The organism is Leuconostoc citreum (assembly GCF_007954785.1).
GTDB classification, from domain to species: domain Bacteria; phylum Bacillota; class Bacilli; order Lactobacillales; family Lactobacillaceae; genus Leuconostoc; species Leuconostoc citreum.
In genome coordinates, this window is sequence record NZ_CP042410.1 from 1,021,560 (window position 1) to 1,039,955 (window position 18,396).

At 38.2% G+C, this 18,396-nt stretch carries 17 protein-coding genes; 4 read left to right on the forward strand and 13 right to left on the reverse strand.

Translation table 11 applies throughout. The features are described from left to right. Positions 1 to 27 precede the first annotated feature (27 nt). Complete coding sequence (locus tag FGL72_RS09905; RefSeq protein WP_004899940.1) at positions 28 to 162, forward strand: hypothetical protein; 135 nt, start codon at positions 28 to 30, stop codon at positions 160 to 162. 29 nt (positions 163 to 191) lie between these two features. Here the strand turns inward: FGL72_RS09905 and FGL72_RS05095 are convergent, their stop codons facing one another. The 6 genes from FGL72_RS05095 to FGL72_RS05120 form a co-directional block, all read right to left on the reverse strand. Then, the gene (locus FGL72_RS05095; RefSeq protein WP_004904090.1) at positions 192 to 650 is read right to left on the reverse strand and encodes a hypothetical protein; all 459 of its coding nucleotides are present in this window, start codon (positions 648 to 650) and stop codon (positions 192 to 194) included. 23 nt (positions 651 to 673) lie between these two features. After that, positions 674 to 3,226, reverse strand: coding sequence for a GW dipeptide domain-containing protein (locus FGL72_RS05100; protein WP_085698934.1), 2,553 nt, complete (start codon positions 3,224 to 3,226; stop codon positions 674 to 676). A 124-nt stretch (positions 3,227 to 3,350) separates the two neighbouring features. After that, positions 3,351 to 3,950: a nitroreductase family protein gene (locus FGL72_RS05105; RefSeq protein ID WP_004899946.1), complete on the reverse strand. Its 600-nt coding sequence runs from the start codon at positions 3,948 to 3,950 to the stop codon at positions 3,351 to 3,353. Positions 3,951 to 4,051: 101 nt separating this feature from the next. Beyond that, positions 4,052 to 4,576: a GNAT family N-acetyltransferase gene (locus FGL72_RS05110; RefSeq protein ID WP_004899947.1), complete on the reverse strand. Its 525-nt coding sequence runs from the start codon at positions 4,574 to 4,576 to the stop codon at positions 4,052 to 4,054. A gap of 143 nt (positions 4,577 to 4,719) precedes the next feature. Further along, positions 4,720 to 5,907, reverse strand: a complete 1,188-nt coding sequence (locus FGL72_RS05115) for an aminotransferase class I/II-fold pyridoxal phosphate-dependent enzyme (RefSeq protein WP_004904099.1) — start codon at positions 5,905 to 5,907, stop codon at positions 4,720 to 4,722. Positions 5,908 to 6,032: 125 nt separating this feature from the next. Further along, the gene (locus tag FGL72_RS05120) at positions 6,033 to 7,166 is read right to left on the reverse strand and encodes a THUMP domain-containing class I SAM-dependent RNA methyltransferase (protein ID WP_004899951.1); all 1,134 of its coding nucleotides are present in this window, start codon (positions 7,164 to 7,166) and stop codon (positions 6,033 to 6,035) included. A 67-nt stretch (positions 7,167 to 7,233) separates the two neighbouring features. On the opposite strand from FGL72_RS05120, the gene FGL72_RS05125 reads away from it, so the two are divergent. Next, positions 7,234 to 7,521: a hypothetical protein gene (locus FGL72_RS05125; RefSeq protein WP_012305111.1), complete on the forward strand. Its 288-nt coding sequence runs from the start codon at positions 7,234 to 7,236 to the stop codon at positions 7,519 to 7,521. Here the strand turns inward: FGL72_RS05125 and FGL72_RS05130 are convergent. The 5 genes from FGL72_RS05130 to FGL72_RS05150 all read right to left on the reverse strand — a co-directional run bounded on the left by FGL72_RS05130 (position 7,513) and on the right by FGL72_RS05150 (position 13,813). Further along, positions 7,513 to 8,151, reverse strand: a complete 639-nt coding sequence (locus FGL72_RS05130) for a DnaD domain-containing protein (RefSeq protein WP_004899952.1) — start codon at positions 8,149 to 8,151, stop codon at positions 7,513 to 7,515. The two genes, FGL72_RS05125 and FGL72_RS05130, sit on opposite strands and share 9 nt — an antisense overlap. A 126-nt stretch (positions 8,152 to 8,277) precedes the next feature. Then, positions 8,278 to 9,585, reverse strand: coding sequence for an asparagine--tRNA ligase (asnS, locus tag FGL72_RS05135; RefSeq protein WP_004899955.1), 1,308 nt, complete (start codon positions 9,583 to 9,585; stop codon positions 8,278 to 8,280). Between the two features lie 58 nt (positions 9,586 to 9,643). Beyond that, a complete protein-coding gene (locus FGL72_RS05140; RefSeq protein WP_004904107.1) occupies positions 9,644 to 10,825 on the reverse strand; it encodes a pyridoxal phosphate-dependent aminotransferase in 1,182 nt (393 codons plus the stop codon). 10 nt (positions 10,826 to 10,835) lie between these two features. Next, on the reverse strand, positions 10,836 to 11,369 hold the full coding sequence (locus FGL72_RS05145) for a cell wall elongation regulator TseB-like domain-containing protein (protein WP_004904109.1): 534 nt from the start codon (positions 11,367 to 11,369) through the stop codon (positions 10,836 to 10,838). A gap of 38 nt (positions 11,370 to 11,407) precedes the next feature. Beyond that, the gene (locus tag FGL72_RS05150; protein ID WP_085698930.1) at positions 11,408 to 13,813 is read right to left on the reverse strand and encodes an exonuclease domain-containing protein; all 2,406 of its coding nucleotides are present in this window, start codon (positions 13,811 to 13,813) and stop codon (positions 11,408 to 11,410) included. A 154-nt stretch (positions 13,814 to 13,967) separates the two neighbouring features. Between FGL72_RS05150 and mvk the strand changes: the two genes are divergently transcribed. Further along, entirely contained in the window at positions 13,968 to 14,900 is a 933-nt protein-coding gene (gene mvk / locus FGL72_RS05155; RefSeq protein ID WP_004907247.1) for a mevalonate kinase, read from the forward strand. A gap of 35 nt (positions 14,901 to 14,935) precedes the next feature. Here the strand turns inward: mvk and FGL72_RS05160 are convergent, their stop codons facing one another. Further along, positions 14,936 to 15,910, reverse strand: a complete 975-nt coding sequence (locus tag FGL72_RS05160; protein ID WP_241652888.1) for a class A sortase — start codon at positions 15,908 to 15,910, stop codon at positions 14,936 to 14,938. 301 nt (positions 15,911 to 16,211) lie between these two features. On the opposite strand from FGL72_RS05160, the gene FGL72_RS05165 reads away from it, so the two are divergent. Further along, the gene (locus FGL72_RS05165) at positions 16,212 to 17,315 is read left to right on the forward strand and encodes a helix-turn-helix domain-containing protein (RefSeq protein WP_085698926.1); all 1,104 of its coding nucleotides are present in this window, start codon (positions 16,212 to 16,214) and stop codon (positions 17,313 to 17,315) included. Between the two features lie 91 nt (positions 17,316 to 17,406). On the opposite strand, the gene FGL72_RS05170 is transcribed toward FGL72_RS05165, so the two are convergent. Next, positions 17,407 to 18,396, reverse strand: coding sequence for an aldo/keto reductase (locus FGL72_RS05170; protein WP_004903445.1), 990 nt, complete (start codon positions 18,394 to 18,396; stop codon positions 17,407 to 17,409).

Genomic DNA, 18,396 nt, shown 5'->3' on the forward strand with positions numbered 1-18,396 from the left:
TAAAGTAAATAAACAGGAGGATTGACAATGGGCCGTTATCAAATTGATTTTAAACAAAAACAAGCTAACGCTAAATACAAATCAACACAACAAACACAACTGACAAAAGCTGAAAAACTAGCTGAGATGAAAGAAAAATTTTTGAAAACAAAAAGCAAGTAACCCGTTAATACGGATTACTTGCTTTTTAATTAAAATCCTTGTGACTTAAGATAACTAATAAAGTCTTGCTTGGCGGCATTTGACTTGATGATATAGCCATTAATATCGTTATTAGAAAATGCACCATCGTCAATCCCTGCTTGCCTCATAGCCTGTCTTGCAGCCGCAACTGTCATGATTTGGCCAGCTTGACTTGATTGTTGCGCAATTTGCTTTTCTTCCGACTCATGTCCGGCACCATTAGCAACAACACTACTGCTTGCACTAGGTTGTGCATCAGTTGTCGTTGCTTGTGACGTTTGTTCCGTCTGAGACGTTGCGATACTTTTATCTGACGGTTCACTCGACATGGTGGTTTTAGATTGCGATTGTGATGTCGCCTTCTCTGTGACAGTTGTCGGCGTTTTTTTGTTACTATGTCCCCACACGACTAATCCACCAACGATAACAATCAAAACAATCACACCACTAATTATTTTTTTTAACATTCTTTGCCCCCTACTATTAATTATTAATCAAACGCATTGAGTACATACCTTGCTATACGCGTAATCATACTACTTGCATAATTCGGATCAGTTGCATAACCTGCTTGTTGCAAATGTGTTGCGGCATCACGATAATTTGTTGAATTTGATCTTAATGCTTGACGATAATTGGTAGCCATTTTATCGACATAATCATTTAAACCATCCGCTTGTGTCGTATATTTTTTAAATGCTGCCATCACATAATAGCTATCACCTTTTTTAACATGTATGGTTTTATTGGTAAAATCGACAACCGACATCTCCTGATGAGCGACTTCGCGTGTCTTCACATTATATACAGCACCATGCCAATCTGATGTGGCTTTGACACCAAACAAATTATTCGCCTGCGTTGCAAGTTCACTTTGGCCCCAAGCACTTTCAGTAATTGCTTGTGACAACACAACTGATGGCCACAAATTATTATTCCTTGCAACCGTTACAGCATCTGGCAACAAGTTGCTGAGCCATTGTTTCTGTGTTACAGAAACCCCTGTTAATGATAACTGATTAATATTGATATCTTTTTGTCCAGTAGGTGTTTGACTAGCTGATAACGCCCGCAAATCAATCCAATACTTTTGACCGCTCCGCATTGTAATCTCGGCCCAACTACCATTCTTTGTATCGGCCGTTTGTGTGACAGTAACGGTCTGTTGATCATACTGTGGTGCCATACCAGCCGCATGCATGCTATTTAATGTCGCACGCCATGGTCCACCGATAAACAAACCATCATTACGGCCATTCTCATTAATGCGTGCCTGATAATTAACAGCCTTTTGATTACTCATAGCATCAAATGATTCTAGTGTCTTCAGTGCCCTGATATCAATCCAATACCTTTGGCCGCTTGTTAAGGTCATTTCAGCCCAACTACCATTCTTTGTGTCAGCTGTTTGTGTGACAGTGACACGTTGTTGATGGTATTGTGGTGCCATACCTGCTGCACGCATGCTGCTAACAGTTGCACGCCATGGTCCGCCGATGAACAAACCATCATTTCGACCGTTTTCATTGATTTGTGCTGAATAGTTAACTGTTTTTTGGTTACTCATGGCATCAAAAGCATTTATGGACTTTAGCGCTTTAATGTCAATCCAATATTTCTGACCACTTGTTAATAGAATTTCAGCCCAACTACCGTTCTTTGTATCAGCAGTCTGAGTCACTGTCACTGTCTGGTGATCATATTGCGGTGCCATACTTGCTGCACGCAAACTACTAATGGTTGCGCGCCATGGCCCGCCGACAAACAAGCCATCATTTCGACCATTTTCATTAATTTCCGCTGCGTAATTGACTACTTTCTGATTGCTCATGGCGTCCACAGCTTGTAGCGCTCTGCTATCAATCCAGTACTTTTGACCAGTTGATAACATAATTTCAGACCAGCTACCATTCTTTGTGTCAGCAGTCTGAGTCACTGTCACATGCTGCTGATCGTATTGTGGCGCCATACCTGCTGCACGCATACTGTTGATAGTTGCACGCCATGGCCCGTCAATAAACAAGCCATCGTTACGACCGTTCTCGTTAACTTGTGCTGTGTAGTTCACTATTTTTTGATTACGTATCGTGTCGACAGCTTGTAATGCTTTTATGTCAACCCAGTACTTTTGACCATTGGTTAATACGATTTCAGCCCAGCTGCCATTCGTTGTATCAGCAGTTTGTGTGACTGTTACGCGCTGTTGGTCATACTGTGGCGCCATACCTGCTGCACGCATACTGCTGTTTGTAGCACGCCATGGCCCACCAATAAACAAGCCGTCATTACGACCATTTTCATTAATTTGTGCTGAATAGTTCACTGTTTTTTGATTGCTCATCGTATCAAATGAACTTTTGTTGTAATAATAAGCAACCAAATCACGGAATTGACTCATATCATATTTTTGATAAAAATACTTTTGCCCACGACCATTCCAGTAAGCCACAGGGTCAACGTGATCTGTCCCGCCCCATTTATACGAAATATTTTCATGACTAGCCAAATTACCATCTAAGTCTTTATTGGCAATTGACACTAACTTTGGCGCTCCCATACCATACCTAATCATTTGGTTAGCTGTCCAATTTGCCAGTGAGGCAATCTGTTGCGCAAATTCGCCTTTACTGTTCACTCGAATTTGCTCAATTTGGTCAGCATAGCGATTACCAAAAGGGCCAGCACCCCAGGCAATTTTAGAAGTATCCGCAATTGTTTTTAATTGACTGCCATCAACAAAACTATGCACAAATGCACTGTCCTGATGGTTGACCATATAAGTAATTTCATTATCTATGGTACTAAATTCGACCCCGACATCATGAATAATCACCATCTGTGGCTTGCCAAATTTAAAGTTCATATTAATCCCACCATTATTAGCAGGATTTTGCATCGTAATACGATAATTCACTTGTTCTCTTGCAGGTGTAATATTATTTTTTAAAATATAGTCATTCACTGCACTTGAGGCAGAGACGCGCTCTATGCCAATAAAAAATGTCGTCGATAAAACTAACACAATCCATTTAGTCTTCTTCACAATGCCATTCTCCAATATTTATATTCATTACGATTATACTAAATATGTATTACACTTAAATGTCTAGGTTGTCACAATTTAAAAAGCCACCCATGATTATCATGGGTGACAAGACAATGCTTAATTAGTTAAAATACTTAAAACGCTCATCATCAGCAATAGTATCTTTATTTGATGGTACTGCCAAAATTTCCCCAAAAGGCATTTGCGCACGTAAACGCCACGCGTCAGGGATATTAAATGCTGCAGCAACTTGATCATCAATTAATGGATTGTAATGTTGTAACGAAGCACCCATACCATTCTCCGTCAATGCTAGCCATGTAGCATACTCTGCAATGGCGTGACCCTGCTCTGACCAATCATAAAAATTTTCAGCATACAATGGCACATTCTGTTCAAAAGACTTAACCACGCTCATATCTGTGTAAAAAAGCACAGTACCATAGGCAGATAAAAAGCTATTCTTAATTTTTTCTATTGACTTAGTATAAGCCGCTTGATCAGATACTTGCGTTTTTAAACTGTCGATTACAATTTGCCATAGTTTGTCATGTGAATTTCCAGTCAGTACCACTACTCTGACGGATTGATTGTTAAAAGCTGTTGGAGAGGCCTTAACCGCTGTGGTTACAATATCAGATATTGTTTCTGGTGTCTGCGCAATATTTTTTCCGAGTGAGTAAATAGAGCGCCGTTGCTGTTGTAGTTGTTTAAATAACATATCATTGAATACACGTGCTTTTTTTAAGAGCGTGTATTTCCTCCTTTTGCAAATAGATACCTTATTATCATATCAGCTTACTAATAATAAGTAAATAAACACTAAATCACAATTTGATATGCCCATCTCAACTCACGCGATTGTCCATCATTAATGTAAACATGCCCCTTTAAATGAAAGCCATTACCAGTGATAACAGCCTGCATAGGGACATTATTTGGATGGGTATCTATTCTGAAATCACGACAATTTAATGCTATGAAATAAGTAAAAATACATGACATCAAACGTTGGGCTAGTTTTTGACCATGATAACGATTAGAAATAACAAAACGATGAATCGCAGCATAGTTAGTGGTTGAATTTAACCATTCGCCATTTTCAATCGCATCATAAATTGGGTCTTGCCCTTCGATCACCGCTGCATAACCAACAACTGAATTATCTAATAGCAAAACATAACCTTGTTGACGCGCTATATCATCACTAATCGTGTCTTTGTTGGGATATGTCCCTTGCCATTGATTTAAACCTTGAGCTTTTAAAAAAGCGCGACCTTGATTGATGATTTGCTCAATCACTGTGCAATCAGACTGCTGCGCTTCTCGCATGTATACTGCTGGCATTATTATTAAAATACTCGATTAATTTTTGATAGCATATCAAGTTAACCAAATATATCTCCTTTTTTCATGATTCATAGATAAAAACTAACAACTAAAGTAAGTTGAGTAGTCACATTTTACCATGTGCCTGATAAAAATACAGACTATTTCCTAATAATTCCTGCGTAACAAGTCAATCGCGCTACAGCCTCTTCTAACTTAGACATCGCAGCAGCATAACTGACTCTAATATATCCCGCACCACCGGGGCCAAATCCCGCACCCGCAACAACTGCTAATTGTACTTTGTCTACCAAATCGTTAGCAAACGCCACGTCATCTTGTATAAAATCATCTGGTACTTTAGCAAAAACATAAAAAGCGCCATTGGGTACTATGCATTCGAACTCTAATTGCTTTAGTGCCTTGACTAAATAGTCACGTCGATGCTGATAATCTTGTTTCATTTTAGCAGTTGATACTAGGCTTTCTTGGCTACTAAAAGCCACTTTGGCTGCAGCCATCGCGGGATTAGAAGGTGTCATAATAATAAAACTGTGGACCTTATTGAATTCATTTATTAATAGTGTTGGCCCTGCCAATACGCCAATGCGATAACCTGTCATGGCATACGCTTTAGAAACCCCATTAATGACAACAGTTTGTTCAGGTAGATAGCGAGCAATAGATTCATGCTGTCCATTATATGTTAATTCAGAATATATTTCATCTGAAATAATCAAAATATTAGTATCTTTTAATACACTAACTAGTGCCTTAATTTGTGTTTCAGAGTAAGTGATTCCTGTGGGATTGGATGGATTATTGATAATAATTGCTTTAATATGGTGATGCGTTGCTATTGTCTGCTTTAGCTTTTCTGGCGTTAACACAAAGTCGTCATCAGAAACATCTATGAGCACTGGTTGACCACCATTGATGCGCGTCATTTGTGCATAAACCGGGTAAGCCGGCGTAGGTATCAGTATCTCATCATTTTCATCTAAAATACTGGCTAAGACAACATACAGTGCTTCAGTCGCACCAATCGTAATTAATATATCTGTCGTTGCTCGATAGTTCAAATCATAGTGTCTTTTTAAAAATTGACTAGCTGCCTGTCTCAATGCCAAGGTACCAGCGGATACTGAATAATGTGAATCATCTGAACTAATCGCTGCAACGGCGGCTTGTTTTATGTGTTCCGGAACATTAAAATCCGGTTCGCCAATTGTTAATTTTAGAATGTTTGGGACATGATCGACCGCTTCACTAAATGTATGAATAGGACTAGGTGTGACTGTCTTTAATTGGGCAGAAAAAATATCCATCATCTTGGCTTCTTTTGACATAATGACACTCTCTTTCTAAAAATCATTAATCTGCTCACCATTCTAACAACAAATAATCGTACATAATGCTCAGTAATAGACAAAATAAAAAACAAACTTTATGCATGATGCATAAAACTTGTTTTTTATTTTGCACGCTTACCCCAATATTGGAAATAATCAACTCGCATAGCGCCATTATATAATTTACGACGTTTAGTTGCTTTTTCCCCGAATGAAGTTTCAAAATCCAAATCACTTGTAAGAATGTATTTACTCCAGCTCGGTAATTGACGATAGACGTCACCCATTTCTGTATAAAGTTCACGAGCGGCCTCTAACTCACCTAATCTTTCACCATAAGGTGGATTTGACACGAGAACACCATTCACTTTGTCCGTAGTCCAGTCCTTAGCAGCTAATTGTTTAAAGGTGATATCTTTTCCTAGACCAGCATGTTTAGCATTTTCGATGGCAATATTAACCATATTTTCATCGATATCAAAAGCTTCAATATCCAACTGTCGATCGTAATCTGCCTGTGCTTCAGCCTCATCGCGTACAATGTCAGATAATGACTTATCAAACCAATCCATTTGTTCAATGTCAAAATCACGAATCAAGCCAGGGGCAATATTGCGACCGATTAGTGCTGCTTCAATTGCAATCGTGCCTGATCCAGTTGTCGGATCAACAAAAGGCCGATCAGGATGCCAATTAGTAAGTAAGACGAGTGCAGCCGCAAAGTTTTCCTTTAATGGTGCACCGCCCTTGTTCACACGATAACCACGTTTGAACAAAGATGGTCCAGTGGTATCTAATGTCACCATAACATGATCTTTATCAATCATGACCTCTAATTGCGCAAAATAACCATTTTCTGGTAACCGCGTACGAATATGATAGGCCTCTTGTAATCGGTTGACAATCGCTTTTTTAGTAATGGCTTGCACATCAGGGACACTAAATAATTCTGATTTTTTTGAACGACCAGCGACCGGAAATTCAGAATCATAATTCAAAAAATCTTCCCAAGGTAATGCTTTAACACCTTCAAACAAGTCGTCAAAGGTTCTGGCATCAAACTCTCCGACAATGATTTTAATTCTATCCGCCGTGCGTAACCAGACATTTGCCGTCAAAATATCACGTGCAGTGCCCGTAAAACGCACACGATAATTTTCAACTTGGTTATCATAACCTAATCGATCTAATTCTTTTCCAACTAAAGACTCAAGCCCCGCTGCAGCAGTAGCCATAATTTGATATTTTTTTTCCATTATTTTTCCTTTATACTACTATGTAGTGATGTGATTAATAAAAATATGCTAGTCAGGCAGGAGATGCATGATGAAACTTAGTGATTTTCAAGACTTAACACAATTTATGTCTAATAAAAGTCTTATTTTTTGGCAAAATAACGATCAAATATTAGCGATAGGCGAGCTACAATATTTACCAGATTCCCCAAATATTTGCTTAGAAACTAGCAAAAAGGCCATGACATTGTCTCAATTAACCGCTAGGTTACAAGACATGGGACGTGAAACACAACTTTATTCGCCTAACTTAAAACCAATTTATGGCTTTCATTTGGACTTAGAAAAAGCTGTACCCAAAATTATTTTAAAATAAATTATCATATGTATAAGTGACCCCTCGCCTTTTTTGTTTAGCAATCTGTGCTTGCGCTGGCGTTTTAATTTGGTCTCGTTGCCAGTTAATCAGAATTGTTTCAATATATCTTAAACTCCGAGCATTATTCGCCACAGCCTCCTGTATCGCAAGCAACATCAAATCAGGCTCAAAATGATCTTGATCAAACCATTGCCCAATTGTTTGCATTTCCATAGGTGTTAATGGTCGACCGAATTCTGATTCAATTGTTTGAAAGATTTCACGTCGTGTCGACTTACCATCTGACATAACTGGTGTGGTACTAATCTTTTGACCTTGTACTAATTTTTCAATCATAGGCAGAAAATCATACGTTTCAACTTGCTTGGTCGCTGTTGAAATAACCATTAGGTCTCGCGCTATCAGGCTTTTCAACCGCGCAATCACAACGGTCTCTGTAATATGTAGCACTTGTGCTAAAATTTTAGGCGTTGCTTGATTGCCTTGCGCTTGAATACGCATCACCTGAAGATATAACGCGAGGTCATCATTATCCATCCCTATATCTTGATAATGTAGCAGCAAATCATTATTAATATTCGTTTGTCCTGCCTGAATATATTGTTGTAATCTTTTTTCTAACGCCATATCCTACCATCATATTCTATCTAAAACACTTGATAAAAACGTCCAAGTCTAACTTGGACGTTTTTTACTATAGTCAATTTTAACATTTTTTACCCAGTGGTAAAGGATAAAAATTGATACTGCCACTTAAGGTCTCAGACGGTTTGTCATACGTGGGAATGGAATCGCTTCTCTAATGTGTTCTTCCCCTGTTACGAAAGTCACCATACGCTCTAGTCCTAATCCAAAACCAGAATGTGGTACAGAACCATATTTACGTAAATCAAGATACCATTCGTATTCATCCTGATTCAACCCTTCGGCCGCAATACGTTCCTTGAGGTAGTCATAATCCGTATCACGCTCAGAACCACCAATAATTTCACCATAACCTTCAGGTGCCAACAAATCAGCAGATATAACCACATCATCACGCGTTGCATGGCGCTTCATATAAAAAGCTTTGATGGCCTTCGGGAAGTTCACAATAAATACTGGTTTAGCAAAGTGATTAGCTAAGAAAGTTTCTTCAGGTGACCCAAAATCAACACCCCACGCAACATCAAAACCATTATCTTGGAGTAACTTAATAGCATCATCATAACTCACGCGTGGATAAGGCAACTCAGTATATGACCGTAACAAATCCTTATCTCGTTCTAATATATCAAGCTCCTGCTCGTTACGTTCTAATACCTTGGCAATCAAGAAGGCAATATAAGCCTCTTGTATCTCCAAACTTTCTTCTTGATGCATAAATGCCATTTCGGGTTCAACCATCCAAAATTCAGTAAGATGGCGTCGTGTTTTTGATTTTTCAGCTCTAAAAGTAGGGCCGAAAGTAAAGACCTTTCCAAAGGCCATAGCCCCTGCTTCAGCGTACAATTGTCCTGTTTGTGACAAAAAGGCTGGTTCCCCAAAATAGTCTGTTTCAAAAAGCTCTGTCGTACCTTCTGGGGCAGAGCCAGTAAGCAATGGTGAATCAAGTTTAGTAAAGCCACGTTCATTGAAAAATTCGTAGGTCGCAGCAATCAATGTATTACGAATTTTCAAGGTCGCAAATGGTTTTAAATGTCTCAGATAAAGGTGACGTTCATCGAACAAAAACTCTGTCCCATGCTCTTTTGGTGTGATTGGGTAATCATGACTCTCGCCGATAATTTCCACATCAGAAATAGCAATTTCATAACCAAAAGATGACCGTTCATCTTCGTGAATTTCGCCGACAACATAAAGGCTTGTTTCTTGTTTCAAACTCTTGACAACGTCAAATACTGATTCGGGAACATCTGCTTTGGCTACGACGCCTTGAAAGAAAGCTGTACCGTCGCGCAATTGTAGGAAAGCTATTTTCCCAGAACCACGCTTTTGACGGAGCCATGCGCCGATTTTTACGGTTTGTCCGACATATTTCTTAGCATCAATGATTTGAATGGTAGGTATTTCTTGTGACATTTTGTTTCTGTATATCGCCCGCTAAATGCGAAATCAATATACTACTCCTATTTTAAAATTATTTATATTGTTGAAAAAAATTTGTCAATCTTTGAACCGCTTCGTTTAAGACTGCCTGATCTTTTGCGTAACCCATACGTAAATAACCCGGCATACTGAAGCCTTCGCCTGCAGGCAGTGCAACATGAGCCTCTTGTAACAATTTCATTGAAAGATCATTTGTATTATTCACACCAGCAGCCAACATTATGCTGTTATCGACTTTCGGAAAGAGATAAAAAGCGCCTTGCGGTTTAACAGCAACTTGAAGCCCTGGCACACTATTGAGTGCATCGAATGTTTTGTTCAAGCGCTGTTCAAATGCTAAACGCATCGTTTCCACAGTTGATTGGTCACCAAGTAAAGCTTCAATCGCTGCATACTGTGCCACAGCTGTTGGATTGGATGTCATGTGATCCAACAACTTATTCATTCCCTTAATGATTTCCGATGATGCTAAGGTCCAACCAATCCGCCAACCAGTCATAGCATAAGCCTTTGACACACCATCGACAATAATCATACGGCTATTTTCAAGGGACTGAATTTGCAGACCAGATGTGAAAGTTGTGCCATTATATACTAATTGTCCATAAATTTCATCCAAAATGACATAAGTCTCATGCGCTTCTGCCCATTCTAAAATCGCCATTATTTCGGCTTTAGAATACACTTGTCCTGTCGGATTATTAGGGGAATTAACAATGATTAACTTAATTTGCTCAGGAAAAGCGTCTAAGTCTTCGCGAGTTAATTTCAATTCTGGATTGTTTGGAATAATCGCATGAAGCTTCCCTGAAGCCAGCTTGATTTGTTCTACGTAACTCACCCATAGCGGCGCCGCTGAAACAACATTGTCTCCTGGATTTAGTAACACTTGCATCAAAGCAAATAGCGATAATTTTGCACCAGTGGTTACTGTGACGTTATCTATCAAAATATCAGCAGCATATCGCGTTTTTACCTGACTAACAATGGCAGACTTTAAAGCGTTCAAACCACTGGTTGGTGTATAAAAACTCGTTTGATGATTCTCAATGGCTTTAATAGCCGCTTGCGTGATATTATCAGGTGTTTGAAAATCAGATTCCCCCACACCTAAATTAATGACATCAATACCTTGAGCTTGCATATCCTTTGCCATACGGCTCATTGCCAAAGTTGCTGCAGGTTGTACTGCTTGTATACGCTTTGAAATCATTTTATCTCCCTTACAAACCATTAATTGTACGATAAGATTGACCGGTCTTAAAATCTAGTGTCACAAAATTCAAACTATTATTTTGTGAACGATAGCTCACTTCCCAAACCAATGCACCTTTGTAATCGCTAATATTAGCTGAATACACTTTTTTAGGCTGATACGTTTTTAAAATTAAACGACGTAATTGGTCATTGGATAAGCCAGCCGCCCTATCATAAGTTTTAACTTGTGACGACTGACCATGGACAATGGCTACTTTTTCATGACCAGAAGTTGTTGTCCCTATAACTGCGTAAGTTGTTCCTTTACGATAATCAACGCTGACCTGCTGCACGGTAGCAATATCAGAATGTGCTTTTACCAACTTCTGTAAACGGTCTTCATCCTGCCTTATAGGTGACAAAGCGATATAAAAATAGCCCAAAACTAATGCAGCGATGACGATACCGATACCAGCGATAATAAACCAAACACGCGCCCAGTGCACATGTCGCCGGCGTTGACGTTGGCGAATTCGAATATCGTCTCTAAATTGCATCATCTTATCTTTTCCTCCAACGCATAACTAGATTAATTATATCAAAAATCATTCAAAATATGGTCATACTGTGTTATCAAATTTTGTTTATGATTCAAATTAGATATAATTTTCAGTTGTGATTTGAATCGATGACGCTGCATGGCGTTCAATTGTGTAACCAATAACGCGGCAGGATGACGCTGCATTTCCGTCAAGACCAATGCCAAACGGGAAACCGGCTGCCAAACAGAGCGTTCTGGTACCACGACAATACGTGGCAACTCTTGATCACGGAGCCACATTGTGGTTAAAACTTTTGGCGTCAAAATAACGATATTAGGTTGTTCACTGTGACTTTGTCTCTGGATTTTTTCTAATGATCCTGTAATGCCTTCAGCTACCAGATTATACTCTGTTGTAATCACATGTCTTAACTTTTGATACCAATGATTCACACGTTCTATATCAGGTACAATGACCACAATTTCACCAATGTTTTTTTGTGTCATCGCCTGTAAATGAAGTATCGGTGATGTTTTACCAAGTTGAACTAAACTGATGGCTTGCGTATCATTATGAATAAAGTCACGCTCTACCGTCATATTTTCAGGTGTATCACGTAAAAATTCGCTAATTTTAGTATCCAAATACTCACTGATGACCAATAGTTTATGAATGTGGTTGATAAACATATTGTGATAGGCATACGTAATTGGTACACGATAGTGATAAATAATGGCTTTTTGATCGTTTACTAACGTTTCATCGATTTGATTTTCAATTACTGTTTGCTGTTGTAATCTTCTTACCTTAGCTAACTGTTGCTTCACACTTTGCCATTCACGCGGTAATGAACTGTGTCCACTAATTTGCAAGACTTCCGATAAGCGCGAGATAATAATCAATAGGCGTTCTATTCGTTTTAAATTTGTCACTGTGTGTTGCGATTGATAAATCTGACGAATAAGCTTTAAAGCCTCACCAACACTTTGTTTGATAAACAATCGTTGCTTGTGTGTTAAACCAACAATTTCCTGATTAACAATACTTTTTAAGCTATTTTGCAAGGCTTTAAGATCAATGCTAACATGATAAAACGCTTCTAAATCACTAACAAATTGGTTCGGCGTCTCCATCGTGACCACGGGCCATTTTTTTAGATGACGTGCTGTTAATAATGTATTGGCTTGGTTAAAGTATGTCTCAAAATTCATGATTAACACGTCCGAGGCATCAACAGTCGCTTGCGCACGCTTAAAAAACAGACCTGACGCGTCACTGCGTATTTCATCAATCAAGGGTATGTTACTGGCTCCAACTTGAATTTCATGTAATAAGCCAGTATTGGTTTGCGTCAGCCAAACTAATACTCGTGCTTTAAAAAATTGTACTTGTGCCGTATCTTCAGTACGTTGGCATAATTGATTAAAGATAGCAACATCAATGTAGTCTGAGGCATCATATAGCGTAGCAACTTGGACACGAATATCAAGTAGCTTAGCAATTTTTTGTACTAACTCGCGTTGCTGTATTTGTAAACTTTCATCATTAGTCAACAGCATTAAAGGCTTTGATGCAGCATTTAACAATAAGGGGACTAAATAACCCAATGTTTTACCGATTTTAGGCGCCGTTAACATGGTTAAAATGCCGTCCGCTCGTTTCGATATAAAAACATTTACCCGATTCATTAGCTCATTTTGAGCTTCCTTTGGTGTGAGCCAATGCCCAAACTGCGCAGCTTTGTCTTGGGCAGTCGTTGGGTATACCGGCAATTTTTGTGGGCCACTCTCAATAACTGGCGTTGGCTTTTTAACTGCCAATTGTGAAACCACTTCGATATCTGATCTTTTTGACTTTGCTTTAATAAGTTGCAAAAATGCCTGTGTTTGACGCAGTAATGGCCAATTACCATTTTGTAGCTGCTGTAATACTAATGTCGGTAGTTGCTCTGCACGTTGCCACAGACTTAGAAATAGTAACGCAGTAGCATGCGCATCTGCATTGGCACGGTGAGCATTATTTAAAGTAATATTGAGATAGGTTGTCAAATCCAGTAAACGATATCCCGGTGCAGTTGGCAATAAAATCTGTGCTAATTGCACCGTATCAATTGCAGCATTTGTTAACTCAGGAAAACCGGTACGTGCAAACTCATCATTGAGATAAGGATAATCAAAATTCACGTTATGGGCAATAATTACCGTATCTGTCAATAGATTTTGAATCACAGGCGCGATTTCTTCAAAATAAGGCGCATTTTTGACTTCTTTTTGAGAAATATGCGTTAACTGTTGGATATTACGATCAATTGGTTGTGCTGGGTTAACAAATGATTCAAAATGATCAATGATTCGACGGTTTTTAATAAAGGTCATCCCAATTTGGATGATTCTACCACCCTTCGCGACGCTTTGCCCTGTTGTTTCTAAATCAACAACCACAAATGTTTTGTTGGCGTTCATAAAAACACCTTTCTTTTATGTTATTTTCGAATAGCGCTGTTAACTTTCACCTAAACAAATCACCTAGATTAAACTTAACAACGCTATTCTTCTATCATTTTACACTATTTACTATCTTGCGGTACAATAGTATAGGACAAATTGGAGAAAAAACATGATCAGTCAAATGATTGGTGTTGGTAAAGCCCATGCCAAAATAATTTTAGTTGGTGAGCATGCTGTTGTATATAACCAGCCCGCAATCGCCATCCCGTTAACAAATCTTACCGTCACAACAACCATTCAACCCGCTTTTGTTGGGCAAACAATTGAAAGCAATACGTTTCATGGTGGCCTTGATGAACTCGGCGCTAACGTCGAAGGCTTACGGCAATTAATTTTACGCTTAATTACACACTTTCAACTACAAAAAGCACCATTCACGATTGAAATCGATACAAATATCCCACAAGAACGAGGCTTTGGTGCTTCGGCTGCTTTTGCAACGTCTATTACAAAGGCTTTTTTTGACTTTGCTAATACACCCTTATCTCCCGAGCAATTAAAATATTTTACGGACCTTGAAGAAAGCATTTCTCATGGTTCAGCTTCCGGACTTGATGCAGCCACTGTTAATTCAACAGATCCCATCTGGTTTGTTAAAAATGATTTACCAACCCCCTTCAAAATGTCATTAACAGGCACCCTCGTGGTTGCCGATACTGGTATTCATGGTCAAACCATGCATGCTGTCAATATTGTAAAAGGTAATCTAGACAGCGATTATGACTTAACCTGGCAAAAAATTGCCCATCTCGGCAAGATCGCTGAAAAAGTGCGTATCGACTTAGCTCAGAATCAGCCAGAGCATGCTGGTTTACTATTTACGGCTGCCCATCATGAGTTACAGTCATTAGGTATATCCCATCCAAAGCTAGATAATTTAGTTAATGCAGCAATTCATGCTGGTGCATTAGGCGCAAAACTGACGGGTGCAGGCATTGGTGGCGCAATGTTTGCTCTGGCTAAAAATAATGATGAAGCAATCACAATTGCCAATGCACTTACTAAATCTGGGGCGCAAAATACATGGATTCAACCCCTTTAAACCATAAAAAAGCACGACCAAAAGGTCGTGCTTTTTTATGGTTTGGTGCCCCCTGCATCACCATTAGCACCCTCTTCGATACCTGGATTATACCAGCTAGCATGCGCATTAGTTACTCTAATCTTTAAATTAAATTGATTAACATCATGCCGTGATGCATGATTCCAAGTGTCTACCTGAACTAATTTTGCATGTGTCACAATACGATACTGAACTGATGGAAAAAGGCAACTGACAATAGTTAGTTTTGGTGTCTGACTATCGTTTAATATAGCTGTATCGTCTTCGCTAACCGTCGTTTGCCCAACAATACTATAACGATATATACCTTTATTGTTAGCTAGCAAAATGTATTTACCATTTAACCAAGATGATTTGTTCAATTGTCCCTTTACATAATAAGGTGCGTTGTGATTTGTTGATTCCTGTAAACTACTAAACCCAGTACGACCATCATTGAAATTATGTGCTGCCAGGCCATAATTTCCTTGCCCCATTATTGGAATCTTATCACCCTCAGGATCATTTTGCGAACAATTAGCATAATTAGCCCCAGCATTTAATCCAACGGTTGAATAAGCATCATTATAAATCGGTAATAAAATCCCCTGACTCGGTATTGACACAAATCCTTGTTTTTTTAATCGCTGCTCAGTTTGCGCTTCGCGCATAACCATTTTTTGTATTGTAACCACAGAGGTATTATCTGCTCTTATTTTTTTGTTAAAACGGACTTGTTCACGTACCATACTAATGTGACGCGTTTTATCACTAATATTGAAAAGATTTTCTTGATAGACCCAAATGCCTAAACTAAATAAGCTAAGCAGCACGACAATAGTTAAGCTCGTCTTATAAAGCCACCTATATTTTTTCTGATAGTGTTTGGCCCATAGCATGAGCAAAACTAACAAAAACCAACACCCTATGATAATGAGAGGCTGCATATGATTTTGGAAAAACACACCGATATTAAATTCACTAGTAAATGATAGACTTTTTAAATTCATACTTGCTAATTGATACTTTTTAACGATAAGTTGATGTTGCGACACTAATTTTTAGCTCTAACCATCTTGATATCGGGCCATTTATATCACAATGATTGTTTTTTCTAATTAAACTTATTATCATCTACTAAAATATATTAATCATGTTAAATAAAGTTCTTTAATATCAAAAAAAGAACCTTCTATCGCAAAACAGAAAATATGCAATAATGAATGCTCTATAATGTAAGGGTATGTTGGCACTATTTATAATTTAATAGATAAATAATGGTGCAGACTAATTACTGGGGGTTTTTAATAGATGACAGAGTTAGAAAAATTAGCGGACATCCTTCATGCAAAAGCATTTCAATTAACCATTGACACACAAAAAATTATCGCTTTAACACCTATATCGGATTCAAAAAAACACACCTTACAACAATTAATCAAAAAAAGCGACATAGAAAATGATAGTACCTACCAATCGTTTAGCTATCACTTAGGTCACTTTTTATTAGTTAGAACAGATATTAATATAGCTGTTCTTTTTTGGTTTGACTATAGTGATTCTTTTACGCGATTTAATGAGCTGTTGCTTGTGAGTACATTAACAAATTTAAAATCTATTGCACAGATCATTTATACGTTGAAAACGTCACGAAGCGCACCAGATGAAACGCTACATCTCCAACATATAAGCAAAGTAGACCAGAATGGTATGATCATAAAGTTTGGTTCAGCGGCTTATTACAAAGTAGAAAAAGATATCATCCAAGCCATTATCTATTCTCATCAAAATGACCTCATTAATGCACTGGAAAGAATATCCCAAATTAATTTGTTTAACGTCCAAAATGATAGTTACACAACTTCTCGTTTAGAAAAAAACTATTTAATTTCGTATATTGCTATTTTGAACCGTGCGGTTATTCAATGGGGTTATCCCGTTTCTTTAGCTTTTAAAGTGCATCACGAATTAATGAAAGAGCTTGAATCTATCAAGAAAATTCCAACTTTTTCGCAAGTACTTCAAGGTATTACTTGGTATTATTTTCAAACAATCAAGGAATACCGTACAACAAACTTTCTACCGCTGCACTTACGTATAAAATCATACATTAATGAGCACATTGGCGAAAATATTACTTTAAACGATATTGCAAGTGCGTTACATGCATCAAAAAAAACACTCAACCCTGCATTTAAAAAAGAATATAAACTGACAATTACCCAGTTTATCAGACAACGAAAAGTGGCGGTAGCAAAGGAGTTACTCATCGCCTGTGAATCAAGTACCATCGAAATTTCTGAGTTGTTATCATTTTCGTCACAAAGTTATTTTATTAAAACATTTAAAGACTTAACTGGTACCACGCCTCAATATTTTCGTGAACATTTTTTTGATCAGCACCTGCACCTCTAAAATTTCTCAATGATGCAGGTGCTGATCAAAAAACAGCCAATATGTATTAGCATATTGGCTGTTTTTTATGTGATAGTCACACTTAATTTTGTTAATTTAAAATTTTATTGATTTTTGCTATTTCATCTGTACTAAACGCCATGTGATCACTGAATGATAAATTATCAACCAAATGTTCAATATTACTGGCGCCGATCACGACGCTGGCAACACGTTGATCTTTGAGTAACCAAGCTAACGCCATTTGCGACAGCTTTTGCCCACGGGCTTGTGCAACTAAGTTTAGTGCATTTAGTTTCTCAATCAATTTATCCTTACCATTCTCAAATAAGAACTCATTTGTACGATGGATAGGATAATCATCCGGAATAGCTTTCAGATATCGATCAGTTAAAAGCCCTTCAGCTAACGGACCATATGCAATCAAGCCCGCGTGATGCTTATCAAGGACTGACAATAAGCCATCTTCTTCTGCCGTGCGATTTAACATATTATAAGATACTTGATTACCAATAAATGGTGTGCCCAAATCATCGAATATTTTTGCAATTGCCTCTGTTTGTTCAGCTGTATAATTTGATACACCAACATAAAGTGCTTTACCTTGTCGTACGATTAAATCAAGTGCGCGTGCTGTTTCTTCCAACCTTGTGTTGGGATCCCAACGATGCGCGTAAAAGATATCCACATAATCCAACCCCATACGTTTTAGACTTAAGTCGAGTGCTGCAGTGAGTGTTTTTTTGCCAGAAAATTCGCCTAGCGGACCAGGCCACATGTGATATCCTGCCTTTGTCGTAATGACCAATTCATCGCGATATGGCTTCAAATCACTACGATAAACTTGTCCAAAAGTTTCTTCTGCCGTACCATTACTTGGTCCATAATTAGAGGCATTATCAAAACTAAATATACCGCTATCAAATGCCTTAAGAATTACTTTCTTAGAGTTTTCAAGTGGCATTTGGTCACCTAAATTCCGCCATAAACCAAATGACACGGCTGGTAAAATCAAACCCGAATCACTCACTCGACGGTAAGGTAATTTTTCATAACGCTGTTCATCTGCTGCATATACCAT